The organism is Moraxella nasibovis (assembly GCF_029581575.1).
Classification (GTDB): Bacteria; Pseudomonadota; Gammaproteobacteria; order Pseudomonadales; family Moraxellaceae; genus Moraxella; species Moraxella nasibovis.
Map to the genome: position 1 here is coordinate 1657940 of NZ_CP089975.1, position 19528 is coordinate 1677467.

Annotated in this window: 21 protein-coding genes; 10 read left to right on the forward strand and 11 right to left on the reverse strand. The window is 47.1% G+C overall.

What is annotated here, in order from left to right:
* Positions 1–14 precede the first annotated feature (14 nt).
* The gene (locus LU290_RS07950; protein WP_277808067.1) at positions 15–947 is read left to right on the forward strand and encodes a biotin--[acetyl-CoA-carboxylase] ligase; all 933 of its coding nucleotides are present in this window, start codon (positions 15–17) and stop codon (positions 945–947) included.
* Positions 944–1663 (forward strand): type III pantothenate kinase, encoded by a 720-nt coding sequence (locus LU290_RS07955; protein ID WP_277808068.1) that lies wholly within the window; start codon positions 944–946, stop codon positions 1661–1663. The genes LU290_RS07950 and LU290_RS07955 overlap by 4 nt, the downstream gene beginning before the upstream one ends.
* A gap of 314 nt (positions 1664–1977) precedes the next feature.
* On the opposite strand, the gene LU290_RS07960 is transcribed toward LU290_RS07955, so the two are convergent.
* Complete coding sequence (locus LU290_RS07960; RefSeq protein ID WP_277808069.1) at positions 1978–2409, reverse strand: MAPEG family protein; 432 nt, start codon at positions 2407–2409, stop codon at positions 1978–1980.
* A 21-nt stretch (positions 2410–2430) separates the two neighbouring features.
* Positions 2431–2841 (reverse strand): OsmC family protein, encoded by a 411-nt coding sequence (locus LU290_RS07965; protein WP_277809591.1) that lies wholly within the window; start codon positions 2839–2841, stop codon positions 2431–2433.
* A gap of 289 nt (positions 2842–3130) precedes the next feature.
* On the opposite strand from LU290_RS07965, the gene LU290_RS07970 reads away from it, so the two are divergent.
* From LU290_RS07970 to LU290_RS07980, 3 genes are all read left to right on the forward strand, one after another.
* Positions 3131–3631: an RNA pyrophosphohydrolase gene (locus tag LU290_RS07970; RefSeq protein ID WP_277808070.1), complete on the forward strand. Its 501-nt coding sequence runs from the start codon at positions 3131–3133 to the stop codon at positions 3629–3631.
* A 260-nt stretch (positions 3632–3891) separates the two neighbouring features.
* Positions 3892–4767, forward strand: coding sequence for a prolipoprotein diacylglyceryl transferase (gene lgt / locus LU290_RS07975; RefSeq protein ID WP_277808071.1), 876 nt, complete (start codon positions 3892–3894; stop codon positions 4765–4767).
* A gap of 19 nt (positions 4768–4786) precedes the next feature.
* On the forward strand, positions 4787–5629 hold the full coding sequence (locus tag LU290_RS07980; protein ID WP_277808072.1) for a thymidylate synthase: 843 nt from the start codon (positions 4787–4789) through the stop codon (positions 5627–5629).
* 423 nt (positions 5630–6052) lie between these two features.
* On the opposite strand, the gene LU290_RS07985 is transcribed toward LU290_RS07980, so the two are convergent.
* Complete coding sequence (locus tag LU290_RS07985) at positions 6053–6586, reverse strand: DUF4442 domain-containing protein (protein ID WP_277808073.1); 534 nt, start codon at positions 6584–6586, stop codon at positions 6053–6055.
* Positions 6587–6696: 110 nt separating this feature from the next.
* Here LU290_RS07985 and LU290_RS07990 point away from each other — a divergent pair, with 110 nt between their 5' ends.
* The 4 genes from LU290_RS07990 to ubiM all read left to right on the forward strand — a co-directional run bounded on the left by LU290_RS07990 (position 6697) and on the right by ubiM (position 10221).
* Positions 6697–7209 (forward strand): dihydrofolate reductase, encoded by a 513-nt coding sequence (locus LU290_RS07990; protein ID WP_277808074.1) that lies wholly within the window; start codon positions 6697–6699, stop codon positions 7207–7209.
* Between the two features lie 218 nt (positions 7210–7427).
* Positions 7428–8483, forward strand: a complete 1056-nt coding sequence (locus LU290_RS07995) for an FAD:protein FMN transferase (RefSeq protein WP_277808075.1) — start codon at positions 7428–7430, stop codon at positions 8481–8483.
* Positions 8484–8540: 57 nt separating this feature from the next.
* Positions 8541–8984 (forward strand): hypothetical protein, encoded by a 444-nt coding sequence (locus tag LU290_RS08000; RefSeq protein WP_277808076.1) that lies wholly within the window; start codon positions 8541–8543, stop codon positions 8982–8984.
* 46 nt (positions 8985–9030) lie between these two features.
* Positions 9031–10221 (forward strand): 5-demethoxyubiquinol-8 5-hydroxylase UbiM, encoded by a 1191-nt coding sequence (gene ubiM, locus LU290_RS08005; protein ID WP_277808077.1) that lies wholly within the window; start codon positions 9031–9033, stop codon positions 10219–10221.
* 39 nt (positions 10222–10260) lie between these two features.
* On the opposite strand, the gene LU290_RS08010 is transcribed toward ubiM, so the two are convergent.
* From LU290_RS08010 to LU290_RS08035, 6 genes are all read right to left on the reverse strand, one after another.
* The gene (locus LU290_RS08010; protein WP_277808078.1) at positions 10261–10539 is read right to left on the reverse strand and encodes a hypothetical protein; all 279 of its coding nucleotides are present in this window, start codon (positions 10537–10539) and stop codon (positions 10261–10263) included.
* A gap of 13 nt (positions 10540–10552) precedes the next feature.
* Complete coding sequence (locus tag LU290_RS08015) at positions 10553–11347, reverse strand: ABC transporter ATP-binding protein (RefSeq protein ID WP_277808079.1); 795 nt, start codon at positions 11345–11347, stop codon at positions 10553–10555.
* A 15-nt stretch (positions 11348–11362) separates the two neighbouring features.
* On the reverse strand, positions 11363–12289 hold the full coding sequence (locus LU290_RS08020; RefSeq protein WP_277808080.1) for an ABC transporter permease: 927 nt from the start codon (positions 12287–12289) through the stop codon (positions 11363–11365).
* 186 nt (positions 12290–12475) lie between these two features.
* Positions 12476–13492 carry an ABC transporter substrate-binding protein gene (locus LU290_RS08025; protein ID WP_370688561.1) on the reverse strand — a complete coding sequence of 339 codons (1017 nt, stop codon included), beginning with the start codon at positions 13490–13492 and terminating at the stop codon, positions 12476–12478.
* A gap of 229 nt (positions 13493–13721) precedes the next feature.
* Positions 13722–14765 (reverse strand): ABC transporter substrate-binding protein, encoded by a 1044-nt coding sequence (locus LU290_RS08030; RefSeq protein ID WP_277808082.1) that lies wholly within the window; start codon positions 14763–14765, stop codon positions 13722–13724.
* A 240-nt stretch (positions 14766–15005) separates the two neighbouring features.
* Positions 15006–16055: a hypothetical protein gene (locus LU290_RS08035; RefSeq protein WP_277808083.1), complete on the reverse strand. Its 1050-nt coding sequence runs from the start codon at positions 16053–16055 to the stop codon at positions 15006–15008.
* 174 nt (positions 16056–16229) lie between these two features.
* Between LU290_RS08035 and LU290_RS08040 the strand changes: the two genes are divergently transcribed.
* Positions 16230–17036 carry a methyltransferase domain-containing protein gene (locus LU290_RS08040; protein ID WP_277808084.1) on the forward strand — a complete coding sequence of 269 codons (807 nt, stop codon included), beginning with the start codon at positions 16230–16232 and terminating at the stop codon, positions 17034–17036.
* 132 nt (positions 17037–17168) lie between these two features.
* On the opposite strand, the gene LU290_RS08045 is transcribed toward LU290_RS08040, so the two are convergent.
* Together LU290_RS08045 and LU290_RS08050 are read right to left on the reverse strand one after the other, a co-directional pair.
* Positions 17169–17942: a 16S rRNA (uracil(1498)-N(3))-methyltransferase gene (locus tag LU290_RS08045; RefSeq protein WP_277808085.1), complete on the reverse strand. Its 774-nt coding sequence runs from the start codon at positions 17940–17942 to the stop codon at positions 17169–17171.
* An 84-nt stretch (positions 17943–18026) separates the two neighbouring features.
* Positions 18027–19412: a 3-deoxy-D-manno-octulosonic acid transferase gene (locus LU290_RS08050; RefSeq protein ID WP_277808086.1), complete on the reverse strand. Its 1386-nt coding sequence runs from the start codon at positions 19410–19412 to the stop codon at positions 18027–18029.
* Positions 19413–19528 lie beyond the last annotated feature (116 nt).

The following is a 19528-nucleotide window of genomic DNA, read 5'->3' on the forward strand; positions in this document are numbered from 1 at the left end:
TAAAAACCAAAACCATGCACGATTTGCTCGCCCACACACATTTTGATGAGACCGACAGCACCAACACCCAGCTCATCAACGCCATCAGCACAGGCACACTCCCCCACGCCACACCTCACCTTTATACCGCAAACCATCAGACGGCAGGGCGTGGTCAGCATGGGCGAAGTTGGGTGAGCGGTATGGATAATGTGTTTTTGTCATTGTACATTCCCATCGGTCAAGACGAGCGTCAGTTGCACCGACTGTCAGGTTTATTGTCGTTGGCGGTGGGGTTTGAACTTGCCCAATTAAAAATCATTCAAGCCATCAATCAAATCCGCACTCAAAACCAATTACCCTTAATCGGCGTAAAATGGGCGAATGATGTGGGGTTTTATGATGAAAGATTGGGCGTGTTTCAAAAATTGTCTGGCATTTTAATTGAGCCTGTTTTTAAAAAATTACCAAAAAACACGCTGGTGGGCGTGGTCATAGGCATCGGTCTGAATGTCAATAATTCACCCATCATTCAAGATGGCTTGTATCAGGCGACTTGTTTAAAGGAATTAATTCCCAATGACGATTTGAGCCTTTTCGTTCGTCCTGAGCCCACCAAAGACAAAAAAACCATTCATGGTTCGACAAGCTCACCACGAACGGATTTTTCTCATTTATCCGCCCAAGCCTTATACATGCCTATGGCAAATGCCATTTTTAAGGCGGTGCAAATTTGCAATGGGCTAAATAATGAAATGACCATCAAAAAATTTATTACAGATTTTAATAAATCTCATCTTTTACAAGGCAAATGGATTGACATTTTTATCCAAAACAACATGACCGATATTCACGCCAGTGGTCTTTGTGTAGGGATTGGCGGTGATGGTGAATTGTTATTAGAAAACAACCACCAAATCACGCCCATTTATGCAGGCATGGCAAAAATTCAAGGAAAAGTACAATGAAAAAATTATGGCTGGATTTGGGCAATACTCGCCTAAAATATTGGATTGTCGATGGTGATACCATCATTACCCACGATGCCAAAGAACACCTAAAAGCCCCCAATGAGCTTTTGCTTGGACTTTTGGGGACTTTGGCAAGTTTTCAGCCAGAATTTGTCGGCATTTCTAGCGTGCTGGGCGATAAAATCAATTTGGCCTTGACCCAGACATTGCAAACGCTTGGCGTACCGTTTGAATTTGCCAGAGTCAATGCCCACCACGAGCTGTTAAGCAGTCATTACGACCCCAATCAGCTTGGCGTAGATCGCTGGCTACAAATGCTTGGTGTGGTCAATAAAAACCAAAAACAATGCGTGGTTGGCTGTGGCACGGCCCTAACCATTGATTTGATTGAGCATGGCGTACATTTGGGCGGTTATATCCTGCCCAATGTCTATATGCAGCGCCACGCCCTGTATGCTGGCACTCAGCAGATTTCGGTCAAGGCAGGACGGTTTGACAGCACCGCTTTGGGGCAGACCACCTTTGATGCGGTCAATCATGGCGTGCTGTTTGGCGTGGTGAGTGCGGTGCGCGCGATACAGGCGGATTATCCTGACTTTGTCATCACGCTGACTGGCGGTGGGGCAAATATGCTCAATCAACAATTTGGCAATGAGCTGTTTGTTGAGCCTGAGCTTTTGTTAAAGGGATTGAAACGGTATTTTTGTTGTTAAGGGAAAAATTGATGAAATGGTCGTAGGCGTAGGGTTGGGTAAGGCGAAGACCTAACATTTTTATCGTAAATCTTTGAAATTGTTGGGTTTTCGTTGCACTCAGCCCAGTCTACGACCAATAAAGCATTACAGCTTTTGTAGGTTGGGGGAGCTTAGCGTAACCCAACATTTTTTTGCAAGTCATTGAGTTTATTGGGCGTAGGGTAGGCTTAGCCCACCGTTTTGGTTTGCATTCTTGCAATGGTGAGCATAGCCCGACCTACAATAATTTATTATAAGTTATTGATTTTGTTATATTTTTCACCAAAACCAAACTACACCATCAAAATGGCAAAATAAAACAACGCCAAACAGCAAAGTAGCCCCAAAAACCAAAGCGCCGAACGCAGTACAGACAAATCCAGTGCATACGCCATGCCATAACCGATACGCAGCAGTACATACAGCCACGCCAGCACATTGATGACATTCTGCGGCACAAAACAATACATCGCCACCAAGACCGCCGCCAAAAATATCGGCAAACCTTCAAAGCTATTGGCTTGGGCGGCATTAAGCCTTGCTGCCATGCCAGTGGTTTTTGCCAAAAAAGCTCGTGGATTGGCATTATCACCAAGCCTAAATCCGCCAGCAATCTTAGCAAGCATGGCAAGCATAAAAGGCAGCAGACACGCCACCATCATCGCTTGCACCGCCACACCAATTTTTGGCGAAAAATTCGCCACAAATGCCACCACGCTACTCATCTCTGCGACCACTCAAACCATTTAAACTTCAACAATTTCATAATCATGCGTGATATTAACACCGCCATCAGCAAGCATTTTTGATGCCGAGCAGTATTTGGTCGCAGACAGCTCAATGGCCTTGGCGACTTGACTTTCTTTGATGTTTGTCCCTGCCACCACAAAATGCAAATGAATGTCGGTAAATACCGCAGGCACCGCATCGGCACGCTTGGCAGATACTTCGCAGCGAACATCTGAGATCGCTTGACGAGATTTTTGTAAAATGCTCACCACATCATAGCTGGCACAGCCACCAAGCCCCATCAAAATCAGCTCCATCGGTCTTGAACCCAACTGCTGTGCCGAATCCATCACCACTTCGTGTCCAGAGCCGCCAGTCGCTTTAAAATTAATCACTTCATTTTTTAGCCACGCCACGCTGGTCGTCATATCTGTCATAATCACTCCCACTCATTCAAATAAAAAATAAAAATCAGCCCTACTATGACGGTTTTTGTGTCATTTTTCAAGGCAATTTTAGCCCAATTTCAAACAAAGATTAGAAATCAGCAAAAAATCTGAGTCAAAGCCCAAAAAAAGCACCGCAAAAACATCTAAGAAACATTTTAATGCAAAAAAATATTACACTTTTTGTTAAAAATTTGTTTTAATAGTAGTTAAGTTCATCTGCCAAGAATTTTGGCAGAATTTTTAAAATTTTTAAAGATAGAGTTTAGTCATGATTGATTCGGACGGCTTTCGAGCCAATGTCGGCATCATCTTGGCGAATACACAAGGGCAAGTGCTTTGGGCAAAACGCATCGGACACGACAGTTGGCAATTTCCACAAGGGGGTATCGACCACGGTGAGACCCCGCTTGATGCGATGTATCGTGAGCTGTACGAAGAAGTTGGGCTGCTACCACATCATGTGGAGCTTTTGGCGGTGACGAAGGATTGGCTTCGCTATCGCCTACCAAAACGCTACATTCGAACCAATCAAGAGCCTTTGTGCATTGGGCAAAAACAAAAATGGTTTTTGCTACGCTTAGATGAAGACAACACCAAACACATCCGCTTTGATGCCTCAAAGCCTGAGTTTGACGAGTGGCAATGGGTGAGTTATTGGTACCCTTTAAATCAAGTGGTCGCTTTTAAACGAGGCGTGTATCAGCGAGCCTTGCAAGAGCTGATCAAAGAACTTCCCTTAAACAAGGAGCTATTATTGTCCGCCACTTGATTTACCAAGATCTCATCTGCCAAAAAAGACCGGATTTCGATTCGGTCTTTTTTGTTTTTGGCAAGCTTTTTGGCGAGTTTTTAATCAAACCTCCAGTCGACAGAAGGCTCAGCCAGCATCGCCCACACCACAGATCTTTCAAATTCAACGCCTTAAATCTCATTTTAGCCAAACGATAGAAATTTTAAGAAAATTTTGGCTAACTTTGTCATTAATTTTGCTATAATGACAGCATTTTATTTGATTTTGGCAAGACATGTATGGCAATTTTTCACCCGCAATTTGACCCTGTCGCCCTAGATTTGGGTTTTATACAGCTACATTGGTATGGACTGATGTACCTGCTCGCCTTTTTATCAGCCTATCTTTTGGCGACTTGGCGTACCAAAAAACGCACCGATTTTAGCACGGAGATGGTATCCGACTTGGTGTTTTTTGGGGCGTTGGGCGTGATTTTGGGCGGTCGCATTGGCTATGTGATTTTGTATAATTTTAGCGAATTCATTTCAAACCCCGCCTATCTTTTGCGTGTGTGGGAAGGCGGCATGAGCTTTCATGGCGGCTTTTTGGGCGTGGTGGTGGCGATGCTGTGGTTTGCCAAAAAATACAACAAACACCCTTTCGCCGTGCTGGATTTCATCGCACCGTGCGTGCCATTGGGGCTGCTTTTTGGGCGGATTGGCAACTTCATCAATGGCGAGCTGTGGGGGCGTGTTTCGCATGGCGACTATGCGCACCTGATGTATTTTCCACAAGCTGTCGCCGCCGACCATGAGCTTATCAATAAAGACCCAAGCCTCACCAATATCGCCACTCAGCTTGGCGAATACTACCTCTTGCCACGCCACCCAAGCCAGCTGTATCAAGCACTCACCGAAGGCGTGCTGCTGTTTGTTTTGCTTTGGTGGTTTAGCGCCAAGCCTCGCCCACGCTATGCGGTGTCTGCCTTATTCTTGCTTGGCTATGGCATCAGCCGCTTTATCACCGAATTTTTCCGCCAGCCTGATGTCGGCTATGCGCTGATTTTTGGCTGGATGAGCAAGGGTCAGCTATACAGCCTGCCGATGATTGTCGTGGGCGTCATTTTACTGACGCTCGCCTACAAACACAAAATCTACGATTGGCAAAAAGCCTAAAAGACAAACAAGAGACGACATGAAACAATACCTAGAACTCCTATCCCATATTCTAAACAATGGCGATGACAAAGGCGACCGTACAGGCACAGGCACTCGCAGTGTGTTTGGCTATCAAATGCGGTTTAATTTGGCAGATGGTTTTCCTTTGCTTACCACCAAAAAAGTCCATATGAAATCCATTATTTATGAGCTTTTGTGGTTCATCAAAGGCGATACCAATGTCAAATATCTGCAAGACAATGGCGTAACCATTTGGGACGAATGGGCAACGGCAGAGCAAACCGCCCGTTTTGGACGACAAGCGGGCGATTTGGGGGCGGTGTACGGTCATCAATGGCGTAATTTTGGCGCAAGCAAAGATGAGCGTGGCGAGTATAATCAAGACGGCTTTGACCAGCTTTCTTGGCTTATCAACGAAATCAAAACCAACCCCAATTCTCGCCGCCTAATCGTCTCTGGCTGGAATCCGATTGAAGCGGGGCAAGTGGCTCTGCCGCCTTGTCATACTTTATTTCAATTTTTTGTGGTGAATAATAAACTGTCTTGTCAACTGTATCAACGCTCGGCAGATGTATTTTTGGGTGTGCCGTTTAATATTGCAAGCTACGCCCTTTTAACGCATATGATTGCCCAAGTGTGTGATTTAGAGGTGGGCGAATTTATTTGGACGGGGGGTGATACGCATTTGTATCACAACCATTTTGAACAAGCAAAATTGCAATTAACCCGTGAGCCTTTGCCACTTTGTCAGTTAGAATTAAATCCTGATGTTAAAGATTTATTTGACTTTAAATTTGATGACATAAAGATTGTGAATTATCAATCGCACGAGAGAATAACCGCTCCTGTTGCGGTATGATATTTTTTTTAAATAGGGAATATGATGACAATTATCAGAAAAATTGCGATGATTTTTCTATTTTGTTCTATTATTCCCTTATTTTTTGTCAATGCTGATAATTTATGTATTGATAATTCCAATGATATTCTCAAATAAACAGAGATCCAAAGTTCTGGTAATGATGATAATGTGATATTTATTTTGTTTGCTATATTAACACTATTTTATTTACCTGTTTTAATTTTGGCAAAAAACAAAATCGGTTATGGAATTTTGGTGATAGCATATTGTTATTTGGTATTTTTACCATTTCAATGGCTTGAAAGTTCAACATTTCATTCTATTGTCAAAACTTCTATTATGTATTGCCAAAATTATTTTTTGGCAATATTTTTAATTGGGCAAGCGTTATTTTTGATGTTAAGTGCGTTGTTTTTGGTGTCAAAACCGACTTGTAAACCCAGCCGATTTACTAAATGCTCTTAACCGAATGTATAAAGTCTTTTTAACTTTGGCAATCACTTCACCATCTTTATCCACAATATCCACTTCATATTCTCTAAATACCGCTTTTCCTTCTTTGGCAAGTTCTTTTACCGTTTCTATTTCTTGGTTGTCAATATAAAAAGTTGCAAATACATCCGAAGTGCCCGCTTTGATAAAATCAATATGAGCCGACTTGTCCCACACCACATAATCAGAGCCTAATTTTTGCATAAGCAATGTCATAAAAAATGGGTCGGTCATGCTATATAAACTTCCGCCAAATTGCGTACCAACGATGTTTTTATTTCGCCAAGTTAAAGGCATCGCCACTTTAATAAAGCCCTCATCATAATTAACTTCCAAAACTTTGACCCCTGCTCCGACATAAGGCGAATACAGATTTAAAAAGGCTTTGGTGGCGGCAGGATTATTTAGGTTAAAATGACTTTTGACAAAGGTGCGAGCAGTTTTGGTGAATTGTTTGAACATGATAAAATCCTAAATGGGCATATCATCATTATAACACCTTCAACATCAAATAACACTTTGAAAAACCGCCAAAATCGCATAAAATACCCCAAATTTAGCGAGTAAACACCATGAAAAATACCCAAATCGTCCATGTGGTCGCCATTGACCGCAAGCATTGTATCGGCAAAGACAATCAGCTTGCATGGCACATTCCAGAGGATTTAAAGCATTTTAAAGCCATTACTGCAAATGGCGTGGTGATTATGGGGCGAAAGACTTTTGAAAGCATTGGCAAGCCTTTGCCAAACCGCATAAACTGGGTCATCACTCGTGATAAGGCGTGGCGTGCGGACGGCGTGAAAGTCGCTCACAGCTTGGAGCAGGCATTAACGCTTGCCAGCGATGACTGCACAGATGGCAAGCTTTTTATCATCGGTGGGGGTGAGATTTATCGCCAAAGCATTGATATTGCAGATATTTTGGAAATCACTCGGGTGGATTTGGACATTGGTGGTGATGCTTTTTATCCTGCCATACCGAGCGAGTTTACACTGGTTAAAAGTAAGCCGAATGTCAGTGAAGATGGCATAAATTTTGTGTTTGAGACTCATGCCAAGACAAGACACGCTGCCCAAGCTTAAAAAAGCCGCCTTTTTTGGGCGGCTGATTTTTAGGTCAAATTTAAGTTTTGTGTCAAATCCATTTATGCCAAATGTATGAAAAAATGCTAAAATGACAAAATTGCGCCAACCAACCCCAAGCCCCGATACGATTCATGGGTGAATGACCAGTTGCCCCACGGCTTGATGTTGGCTTGGCATCAGAAATTTTAAAAGACTGGGTTTAACTGAGAATTGCCATGCGTTATTTGCCGATCATCTTAACTTCTACCGCCATCTTTGTGAGCGCCTGCGCACCCAAAAGCGACTATCAGCGCATCGAAGGCGAGACGATGGGGACGAGCTATCACATCACTTTTCGTACAACAGCGCAAGATGCCAATGCCATCAAATCGGCGATAGACGCACGCCTAAATGAAGTCAATCAAAGTATGTCCACCTATGTCGAGGACAGCACGATTTCTAAATTTAACCGCCTGCCGAGCAATCAGCCACTGACGATCGATGCCGACTTTAAGCAGGTTTTAAACGACAGCCGTACGATATTTTTGGCAAGTGGCGGCAGCTTTGACCCCACCGTGTATCCTTTGGTGGAGCTTTGGGGTTTTGGCTCTCACATGAGTGTCGAGCGCCTACAATCTCCGCCAAGCGAGGAAGAAATTCACGCCCTAAAAGACACCATCGGACTGGATAAAATCGTACTGACTGGCGACAAGATACACAAGACGCACGATGGCGTTGGGCTTGATTTTTCGGCGATCGCCAAAGGCTATGGCGTGGATGTCATCGCAAGCGTGCTATCGACGCAGTATGGCATCGAAGACTACATGGTCGAGATCGGTGGAGAAGTCGCCACCAAAGGCAAAAACGACAAAGGCAAAGCATGGATGCTCGCCATCGATGCGCCCATCAAAGACAGCACCACCCAAGACCGCAAAGTCTTTACCACACTCAGACAGCCCGACGCTAAGACGCTGCACATCGCCACATCGGGCGGCTATCGCAACTCTGTGGAATACAATGGCGTGCGATACAGCCACACCATCAGCCCCACCACGGGCAAACCTGTCGCTCATGCCGCACCGAGCGTCACCGTCATTCATGACAGTGTGGCGCTTGCGGACGGCTGGGCGACTGCGCTGAGCGCCATGCCTTATGAAAAGGCACTCACCACCGCCAATCAACACCAAATCAAAGCACTGTTCATCATCGAAAACCCAGATAATACAGGCTTTAAGATGGTCAAAACACAAGCGCTTAGCCAAAGTGACATCACAAACCAAACCGCACTTTGACTTTATGCGCCCCATGCTTTACAATGCTCATATCATTCATTATTATTGGGATTTTTTATGGCGACCTTCTCTCCAAGCCCCCAGTTTTCTAAGCGCTGGCTTGCCGCACCCAGTGTCGTCAAGCAAGCCTTTCATCAAGAGCTTGATGACATCATTCACATGTTAGGCAGCGATGTGCCTGCTGCACATTATCAATTCACCCATCAAGACTTTGGCGGTGCCGTTGAAGAATTGCTCACCACTTATGGCAATAACAGCGAACCTACCAAGCTGGTGCACAGCTTTGACAGCACGCCACTTGGCACAAAAAGCACGGGCGAGTTTAGCAAAACAGACCTTGCCGAAGTTGAGGCACGCATCAGTGCCAAGCTGTCAGCACAGCTGGATGATTTTTTGAATGAACATCTAACACAGCTGTCCGCCGACCTAAAAACTTGGGTGGCAACCGCAGTAAAAAACGAGCTGAGCGGTCACCAAAAAAACGACACGCACAACGCATGATTAGCCACAGCACACCCAAGACCTACCACTGACTAACGAGAACATCATGAGCCGTCAAAGCGACATCATCGTCATCGGCGCAGGTCCCGTCGGACTTGCTTTTGCCAGATATTTTAAAGGCACAGATTTACAAATCACTGTGCTGGATAAAGCACCCCTAAGCAGCATTGAAAGCCCTGCTTATGACGGTCGAGAGATCGCTTTGACGCACCACTCCAAAGAAATCCTACAAAACTTAGGGGCATGGCAGCGCATTGATGAATCCGACATCTACCCCCTAAAAGACGCCAAGGTGTTCAATGGCGGCTTTGACTACGGTCTGCATTTTAAAGTCCCCAAAGACCTAAAAATCATGAGCTCCACCGACCGTCTGGGCAACCTTATCTCCAATCACAACATCAGACAAGCCCTGTATGATGAAGTCAAAACCCTGCCCAATGTAGAGCTTATGACCGATGTCGGCATCAAGCACATTGACACCGATGATCAGTCAGCCAAAGTTCATCTTACCGACGGCGAGACTCTGCACGCCAAGCTCATCATCGGTGCTGACTCTCGGATGTCTTTTGTGCGAAAAGCACTTGGCATCGGTGCGCAGATGAATGACTTTGGGCGCACGGTGATCGTCTTTCGAGTTCGCCACCCTTTATCCAACGAGGCAACCGCCCAAGAGTGCTTTTTCTATGGGCGCACGCTTGCGCTTTTGCCACTGCACGACCATCTGACCAACTGCGTCATCACCCTAGATAACACCCAAGCCGCCAAACTGCTCGCCCTATCACCAGACGCACTTGCCAATGAAGCTCAGCGTATGATGGGCGACAAGCTGGGTGCTTGCTCGATCGCAGGCACGGTGCATCATTATCCGCTGACGGGTGTCCATGCCAATACTTTCATCGCCAAGCGTGCGGCGCTCATCGGCGATGCGGCGGTGGGTATGCACCCTGTGACAGCACACGGCTACAATCTGGGGCTATCTAGCGTCGATACACTGGGTAGGCTCATCATTGATGCGCACCTTGATGACAAAGACATCGCAAGCCCTACCCTGCTACATAAATACAATCTAAACCACCAAGCGCACACTCGCCCACTGTATCATGGCACCAACACGCTGGTATCACTATTTACCAATGACGCCCGCCCCATGCGCATCGTCCGAGACGCTGCCTTACGCATCAGTAACAACCTACCGCCCGTAAAGCGCTGGATCACAGGTCAGCTGACAGGCAAATAACAAAAAACCTGCTAAAAAGCAGGTTTTAATACTTGCGCATCAGTGCGGATGAAACAGCTTGAAGTGATAAATCAGCGCCAAGCCCACCGCCCAAACCACCGCCTGAAACAGCAGTACGAAGCGTTTTTGTCCTGCGGTGGCAGTCGGCATTTTATTACCTGCCTTGATGCTGATAAAATCAGCCAACACGGACAGCACCGCACACAGCGCAAAGGCATGATAAGCATAGCCATTATTCTGAGTGATGCTGATCGCCACCGACATCACCCCCACAAAAAACAGCGTCAATGATAAAATATTGGCAAACCGCTTATTCATAAAAATCCCTTTATCAGCCTAGTAGCAATGCGTCATCAGCGACTTTTTCGCCACGAGTTTTTTCAAACATATCTAGTAGATCCTGCACCGTCATGCCATGGCGATCACTGCCAGAGACATCAAGCACCACCTTGCCCTGATGAAGCATTACAGTGCGAGTGCCGTGCGTGAGTGCCTGCTGCATAGAATGCGTTACCATCATCGTGGTAAGCTGCCCTTCTTGGACGATTTGATCGGTGAGTGCCAACACAAAAGCGGCAGTTTTTGGGTCCAGTGCGGCAGTATGCTCGTCCAGTAGCAAAATCTTGGACGGCTGTAAACTTGCCATCAATAGGCTCACCGCTTGGCGTTGTCCGCCAGACAGTAGCCCCATGCGGTCAGTCAGGCGGTTTTCCAGACCAAGTTTTAGCACCGACAGTTTTTCACGGAAAATCTCACGGTTATTGCCGTTCAATGCCGCCGACAGACTGCGAGTACCGCCACGCTTGAACGCCAACGCCATATTTTCTTCAATGGTCAAAGCCTCGCAAGTGCCTGCCATCGGATCTTGGAACACACGGGCGACCAGATGACTGCGTTTGTGCGTAGGCAGTTTGGTCACATCGGTGCCATTGATGACGATAGAGCCAGAATCAGGGCGAATCGCACCGCTGATGGTGTTCAAAAAAGTGGATTTGCCCGCCCCATTCGTACCGATGACGGTCACAAATTCGCCTTCTTCGATGTGTAGGCTAATGCCTTGCAAGGCGGGGTTTTCAATAGGTGTGCCTTTGTTGAAAGTTAGGCGTAAGTCGTTTGCAATCATCATAAGAACTTCTCCCAACTATTTACTTACTGTTTTTTGAGCAGTTTTACCAACGCCCAAAGCAGACAGCACTTTAGCACGGTATTTTGGTAGCATCAGCACGATAACCACAAGCAGTGCCGTTACTAGGTTTAGATCTTGCGGTCCAAAGCCAATACTACGCAAGGTTTGGCTAGATAGAGCAATTTGGATAAATAGCTTATACAGCACCGCACCGATGACCACCGACAGCGTGATCCAAAAAATTCGCTTGGCAGTCAGCACTGTCTCGCCGATGATCACAGCAGCAAGACCGATGACGATCGTACCGATACCGATGGACACATCAGCACCACCCTGCGTCTGCACGAACAACGCCCCAGACAACGCAATCAAGCCGTTGCTAATCGCCATACCCAGCACGATCATCATTGGCGTGTTAATGCCTTGCGCCTGTGCCATTTTTGGGTTTGAGCCTGTGGCACGCATCGCAAGCCCTGTTTGCGTGCTAAAAAACCAATCCAAAAATAGCTTGGCAAGCACCACCACCGCAAGAGCGACCAGCACACGCACCCAAGTGCCATTATTACCGTCAATAAATGCACTAAAAACTGTCGGCTCGCCAAGCAGTGATAAGTTTGGCGCGCCCATGATGCGTAGATTGATGGAATACAAGGCAGTCATTACCAAGATGCCAGCAAGCAGGTGCAAAATGCCAAGTTTGACATTCAAAAATGCCGTCACCACGCCTGCTGCCATGCCTGCTGCCATGCCAAGCATACAAGCGATCCACGGATTGACACCTGACACGATAGCCAGTGCCGCTACCGCACCGCCCAATGGGAAACTACCATCAGCCGTCAAATCAGGAAAATCTAAAATGCGGAACGAAATGAGCACGCCCAGCGCCATCAGCGCATAAATCAGACCGCTCTCCAACGCCCCAAAAAAGGCAATCATTGACATAAGTATTCCTAAAATTAAGCAAAAAACACACACCAAAAATCATCACGGTGTGTGTCATTGTCTTATTTTAACACTTTATGCGTCGTTTGTGTATGGGCAATTATCGTAAAAACCAATCAATACGCCATTTTTTTCGTAAAATCCAATAAAATTAACGCATGGTTATGAGTTAAATTGCCCAAAGTCTTATTCGATGACCTTGCTGGCGCGATCAACGATCGACTGCGGTACAGTGATGCCCTGCTCGGCGGCATATTTTTTACTCACCAACAAATCAAGCGTCTGCGCTGCATAGACAGGGATGTCGCCTGCTTTTTCACCTTTTAGGATACGAGCGGTGATTTTACCAGTCTCACGACCCAAATCTTTATAATTCACACCCAACGCCACAGACGCACCACGCTCGATGACGCTTGGGTCTGACGATACCAATGGGATTTTTGCTTCTTTGGCAACTTGGGTCAAGGCTTCATAAGCATTGATGACATTGTTGTCGGTTGAGGTGTAGATCACATCCACCTTGCCGACCAAGCTTTGCGCTGCCATGGCGATGTCGCTGGACTTCTGCGCTGGTGCTTCGACGATGGTGATGCCTTGTGCTTCGGCGATTTGTTTAAGGTTTTTTAAGGTGACTGTTGAGTTTACTTCACCTGGGCTATACACAAAGCCGATGTTTTTCACCGCAGGCAGCAGCTCTTTGATGAGCGCCACTTGTGGCTCTAGCGGCAGCACATCAGACGCACCTGTGACATTCGTGCCAGAGCCGTCTAGTTTGCCGACCAATTTGGCTTCCACAGGCTCGGTGACAGCCGAGAATACCACAGGAATGGTGTTGGTCGCAGAGACGACGGCTTGCGCTGATGGCGTGGCGATGGCGATGATGGCGTCTGGATTGTCAGCGGCAAATTGCTTGGCGATCTGACCTGCCGTTGCCATGTTGCCTTGGGCAGATTGGAAATTGACCGTTAAGTTGTCACCTTCTTTAAAGCCAGCAGCCGCAAGCTCTTCGATCGCACCTTGACGCACCGCATCCAAGGCTGGGTGTTCTACGATGGCGGTGATGGCGACAGTTTTGGCATCGACGCCAGCATCGGTTGAAGTGTTGGCCGCTTGGTTGTTATTGCCACAGCCAAATAAAGCAGCACTTAATAAAGTGACGCCCAGCAGTTTTGCAAATCCATTAACACGATTTGGGTTGTACATGACATTCTCCATTTTCAAGCTCATAAAAGCGCCCAAGGGCGATGTGACAAAAGATGATTTATCATAAACAAAATATTGGTAAATTTCAATCTTTCATCACGATTTTTTATACCAACCCAAGCATCGGCCAAAAGTGTCCAAATACAATAAAAAAGCTTAAAAGGCTTTGGCAGCCTTGATGAGCATTCTTATGGCGGCAGCTTGGGTGTTTAAAATCACTGAATGCCAATCACTGTGCTCTTGGCGTGGTATCGACATCGATGGCGTCTTTTTTGACTTCATCAGTCAAAGACACGCCTTGCTCGGCAGCGTGTTTTGGGCTGACATACAGGGTCAGCGTGTTCATGATTTGTGGCTGGATTTCGCTTGGTTTTTTGCCATCCAGCACGCCTGCCACCATCTTGGCAGTCACCACACCAAAATCAAAATCATTCACGCCCAATGCCGCCGCCGCACCACGACGCACGCTAAATTCATCAGAGGCGATGATTGGCAAGTCAAGCTCGTTCGCCACTTGGACCATCGCCTCCATCGCTGAGGCGACATTATTATCAAGCGAAGTATAAATCAAATCAGCACGACCGTCCAAGGCACGAGTCGCCGCCGCCACATCAGCCGAGCGGTTGGCAGGAATGTCCACCAAAGTCATGCCATATTTTGGCAAAATCTCTTGTAAGCGGTCTTTTAGGGCAAGAGAATTTGCTTCGCCTGGGCTATACACATAGCCGATACGCTTGGCATCTGGCTTGACTTTGGTAAATAGCTCAATCTGCGGTTCAAGTGGTAGCTGGCTAGACAGACCTGTGATGTTCGCCTGAGTTGCCACATTATTATTATCAATCAATTTGGCGGCAACAGGGTCGGAGACAGCCGTATAAACAAGCGGGACAGTCTGGGTGGCTGCCGCAAGGCTTTGGGCGGTTGGGGTGGAAATGGCGACAATCGCATCAGGATTGTCGGCAGCAAATTGCTTGGCGATCTGAGCGGCGGTCGCCATGTTGCCTTGGGCGGATTGGAAATTGACCGTCAAATTTTGACCGTCTTTATAGCCCAAATCAGCAAGACCTGCGATGACACCACGGCGAATGTCGTCAAGCGATGGGTGTTCAACGATGGCACTGATGGCGATCGTTTTGGCTTCTTTAGTCGCTGTTTCGGCAGTGTCCGCCTTTGGCTCTTGGGCTTGGTTTTGGGTTTTGTCTTGACCACAGCCAACCAAGCCAGCCACCGAAAGCGCAATCGCAGACAGCTTTAATGTGTGAAAATGTTGCATCTTTTTCTCCAAAAGGAATCTGCCAGCAGGCAAACTCGACACTATGAAATTTTCCGTTGTGCTAATACTGTCGTTATCCGTGATAACAGGCCATTGTAACACATTCATTACAATTTTTCATAATATATCAATATTCATTAAAATTTAATATTCATTAAAAATTCAATAATCGCAAAATCCCATTTTTCACAACAAAAAAAAATCCCAAAAATAACTTTTGGGATTTTATCAAAACAACCATCAATAGGTGTCATTGGTCTCAACGATGGTGATCTCACCAGAATTAGCAGCAGGCTGAGCGGCAGATGTGCTGTCACTTCTCGGCTCGGCGGCTGGGGTCGCCTTTGGCTCTGCTGCTTTCACGCTCGTTTTTACCGATGGTTGAGCGTTCGAGCTTTGCTCTGTTCTCACCACGGTTTTAGTTTGCTCAGTGCGTACAGATTTCACCGATGGTGTGTCAGACGCTGCTTTTTCTCGAGCTGGGCGAGTGCTTGTGTTTTCAACATTGTTGGTATTGACAGGCTCACGCTTAGGTCTTGGCTGCGTCGTCGTTTCTGTTCTCACCTCGGTTCTGGTCTTAACCTCAGGGCGCTGCACCTCTGCTGGGCGAGACTCACGCTCACGCACCTCAGACTGCTGAATGCGCGGGGTGGCAATCGGCGTCACAGGCTCCAAACGAACGGTTGGGGCATTTTGCGCATGGGTGTGCGAATCATCCGCCATGCCGTGCGTCGCCGCCACCAAAGTATCTGCCACCAAAGTCAAGATGGCATTGTCCGTACCGATGATTGCTTTATTATCCTCGATGGTATAAGTAAAGCCCTTTGCCATCAAGCGATGACCGCCCACCAGCGCAGCACCTGCCTCGGCAGCCTGCTCATCTAGTGGCGCAAGACCCGATGTCTCAAAGACCTGATTGGCATAAGCGACATCTTGGCTTGGCAATGTAAACTGCACATCTGCCTGACAAGTGGCGCCTGATGCCACGACATTTTGCAGGTCGATGTTCACTTCGGTCAGCTTTTGACGCACTTGCTGCTCCAAGCCTAGGCGTGATGCATCGTCATAATTTTGAGTCGCCGCCAGTGCCTGATCCAAAAGACCCGCTTGCAGCGCATCCACCAAACGATTACGCAGACTTGGCTCATCGCAGACAGCCACGATTTCCTGCACGACAGGCTCGCTGACCGCCACCTGCGTCTCAGGCGCTTCTTCTTTCTTACTGCACGCTGCCGCCAAAACCACCACGGATGCGCCCACGGCGTACTTTAATGCACTGATTTTTTTCATAGGACACTCATTTGCTCTAAAATTCAATCACGGATGCGCCCAGTTGTGCTAAAATACAGACCATCCGACAAATACTCGGCATTATAACACAGCCAACGGCACTTTTTAAGCACAGATAGACACAAAATCTTCGTATCCATAGCCATTTTTATCTTCCATTACCCAAAAAAGACCATGAATGTTAGCACCGACCACACCGCCACCGACCGCAATTTTGACCCCATTGCCGACCATTTTGCCAAAAAAGTCTATGGCGGTCTTAAAGGACAAATCCGTCTGGCGGTACTAGAACGAGACATCAGCCATGCCGTCCGCACACTAAGCGCAAGGCTTGGACGACCCTTAAAAGTGCTTGATGTCGGTGCAGGACTTGCCCAAATCAGTCTTGTCCTCGCCAAAGACCATCACTGCACCATCAATGACATCTCTGCCAATATGATAGACAAGGCAAAACAAGTCGCCTGCGAGCAAAATCTGCACGACATTCGCTTCATCACTTGCCCTTATCAAGAGCTTGGGCGTGCCATCAAAGGCGAAAAATTTGATCTGATTCTTTGTCATGCGGTGCTAGAATGGCTGGGCAAGCCTTGGCAAATCATGGATTTTTTTGATGAATTTTTGGCAGACGATGGCGTGCTGTCGCTGTGCTTTTATAACCCTGCCAGCCTGATTTATCGCAATCTGATTATGGGCAATTTTTATCAATTAGACAAGCCAAAACCTGCCGACAACAAAAGCCTAACACCCAACAATCCTGTACAAAATGACGAAGTGGAAAGCTGGCTGTCGTCTCGTGGCTATGTCGTACAGGCTCGCTCGGGCATTCGGGTGTTTTCAGATTACACCCCTTTAAAGCGTGGCGGGCTAACCAACCTTGATGCCGTGATTGACATGGAACTTCGCTACTCACAGCAAATGCCATTTCGCCTGATGGGTCGTTATTTGCACATTTTGGCAAACAAACCCGCCATTCGGTTGTAAAACACTCGGTCAATGATTGGCGTGCGCTATGGGCAAAAGATTTTTTACTCCTGCGATGCACAGCAAAACCCACATGATGAATGCCATTCTGCGGCCATTTTAAAAAATTGACACCAAAACCACACACCAATTTTATAACAAATACCGCCCAAGCACTGCATTGACCACACTTTCGGTGCGTAAAATACGACTGCCCAAACCCACAGGTACGACACCCACCGACTTTAACAGCTCAATTTCATAAGGCACAAAACCGCCTTCTGCGCCGATGGCAATGAATGTCGGCAAACCCTCTGTGCGACAAAATTCCCCAAAAGGCATGCTGTCATAAGGATGAAAAACCACCGCCTGCCCCACTTTTGCCCGCCCCATTTTGTCATCAGGCTTGCCATCTTTCATGCTTGGCAGAGCTGGTCTGATTACAGATGGCAACTCATCTTGCACAAAAGGCTTAAACCGCTTGGCAAGTGTGATGACAGGTGGCACGGTATCTACGCCCTGTTGCAGCCCTTCTATGACAAATTCATCAAGGCGAGCCAAAAGTGGCGAACTCCAATAGCTTTTGTCCGTGCGAACGCTATTTACCAAGATGATGTGATCCACACCGATTGCCGTCATGTCCATGACTAGCCGTCTTAGCACCTTTGGGCGTGGCAAGGCAAGCATGAGCGTTACGCCCAGTTTTTTTGGGGGTGGTGTGTCTAGCACGACATCCATCAATACCGCCTGCCGTTCGCTCATCTCCATCAGCACACCACGCCCTATTTTTCCGCCCAGACAACCGATTTTTAGCACATCGCCAATGTCTGCTTTGAGTACGCTTTTGATGTGCGCCAGCTGATTGGGGTCACTGATGGTGGCTTGATTGCCATCAAAACAGTTTGGGCTTAATAACAAAATATTCATGGGTTTTTTATAAAAATTAGAATTTGACCTGCTAAAATCTTAGCCTAGAAAGGCAAAAAATTTTCGCCCCGCAAGCCTACGCACTCACGCAAGGCATGTTGAATTAACATTCAAACACTCCATCAGCACATCTGCCTGCGCTTGGGCGGCGTGCTGTTTTTGAGCGACCAAACCTGCCCCACGCTCGCCTGCTTGCCTGGCAAGCATGCCATCAAACAGCCAATTCCCCACCGCACAAGCCACATCATTTGCCACGCCATCTGCCTGCACCAACGCCCCCACCGCCGAAAGCTCATCTACGAGCAATTCGCAATTTTTGACAAATCTTCCCATAACGACAGGCTTTGCTAGCATGGCAGGCTCAATGGGATTATGACCGCCCACATCCACAAAAGACCCTGCCACCACCGCCACATCACACACCGCATACCACGCCAACAGCTCGCCCATGCTGTCCGCCAAATACACCTGCGTATCAGGGCAAATCTGCTCGCCATCAGAGCGTCTGTGCATGACAAATCCCATCTGCTGACAAAGCTCTGCCACACGCTCAAAACGCTCTGGGTGGCGTGGCACCAAAATTAAGAGTGGATTTTTCCCACTTTGCAAAAGCTGTCTGTGAGCATCAAGCATCAAACGCTCTTCGCCTTCATGTGTACTGGCAGCCAGCCAAACAGCCCTATCGCCCAACTGCCATGTATGGATTTGAGCCAGTAGCGCTTGGGTTTTTGGCGATGACTGACTGACGCTCGCCCATTTCAAAGAATCCACCACACACAGCTTGGACTCATCCGCCCCAAGGGATATAAACCGCTCTGCCGACCGCCGATCTTGGGCGATGATGGCGGATAAATTTGCCATCATGCTTTGGCTTAATTTGCCAAATTTGGCATAGCCATCGTAGGATTTTTGGGTCAGTCTGGCATTGACCATCACCGATGGGATATGCTGACGATGCAGTTCGTACAAACAGCTCGCCCAAAGCTCAGTTTCAATAAAAATCGCCATCACAGGGCGAATGTGTGTCAAAAATGCCTGAATGATTGGCAAGTTATCCACAGGGACAAAACTATGATTTACCCGACTGCCAAGCTCTTTTTCAAATAAGGCTGGCACTCGGTTAAAGCCTGTCTGCGTTGTGCTGGTAATCCACAAGTCAAACCCTTTATTTAAAAGGATTTTTAATAGTGGATAAGCCGTATTAAGCTCGCCAAGACTCACCGCATGACACCAAATAAGCCCCCGATGACACGCCAAATCTTGCTCAGAAATTTCCAAGTTATCCACAGGGTTTTGCACAGGGTTTGCTGTCGGGTTTTGGGCGGCAGGTATGGGCAGATATTGCTTGCCAAATCGCTCGTTGATTTCTCGCTCATAGCTTGGCAAATGGTGCGATTTTTTATGCACCATATAGCGATAAATCGGCATGGCTAGGCGAATGGCGATGGGATAATAAAAAGGCGGTTTCATGATGGTATGAATTTGGTCAAAAACGCTTTATTGTACGGTTTATTCCACAAAAAAGCAAAAAACCACCCAACAAAAACCAAAAAAAATACGGCAAGATGAACCTGCCGTATCGCAAA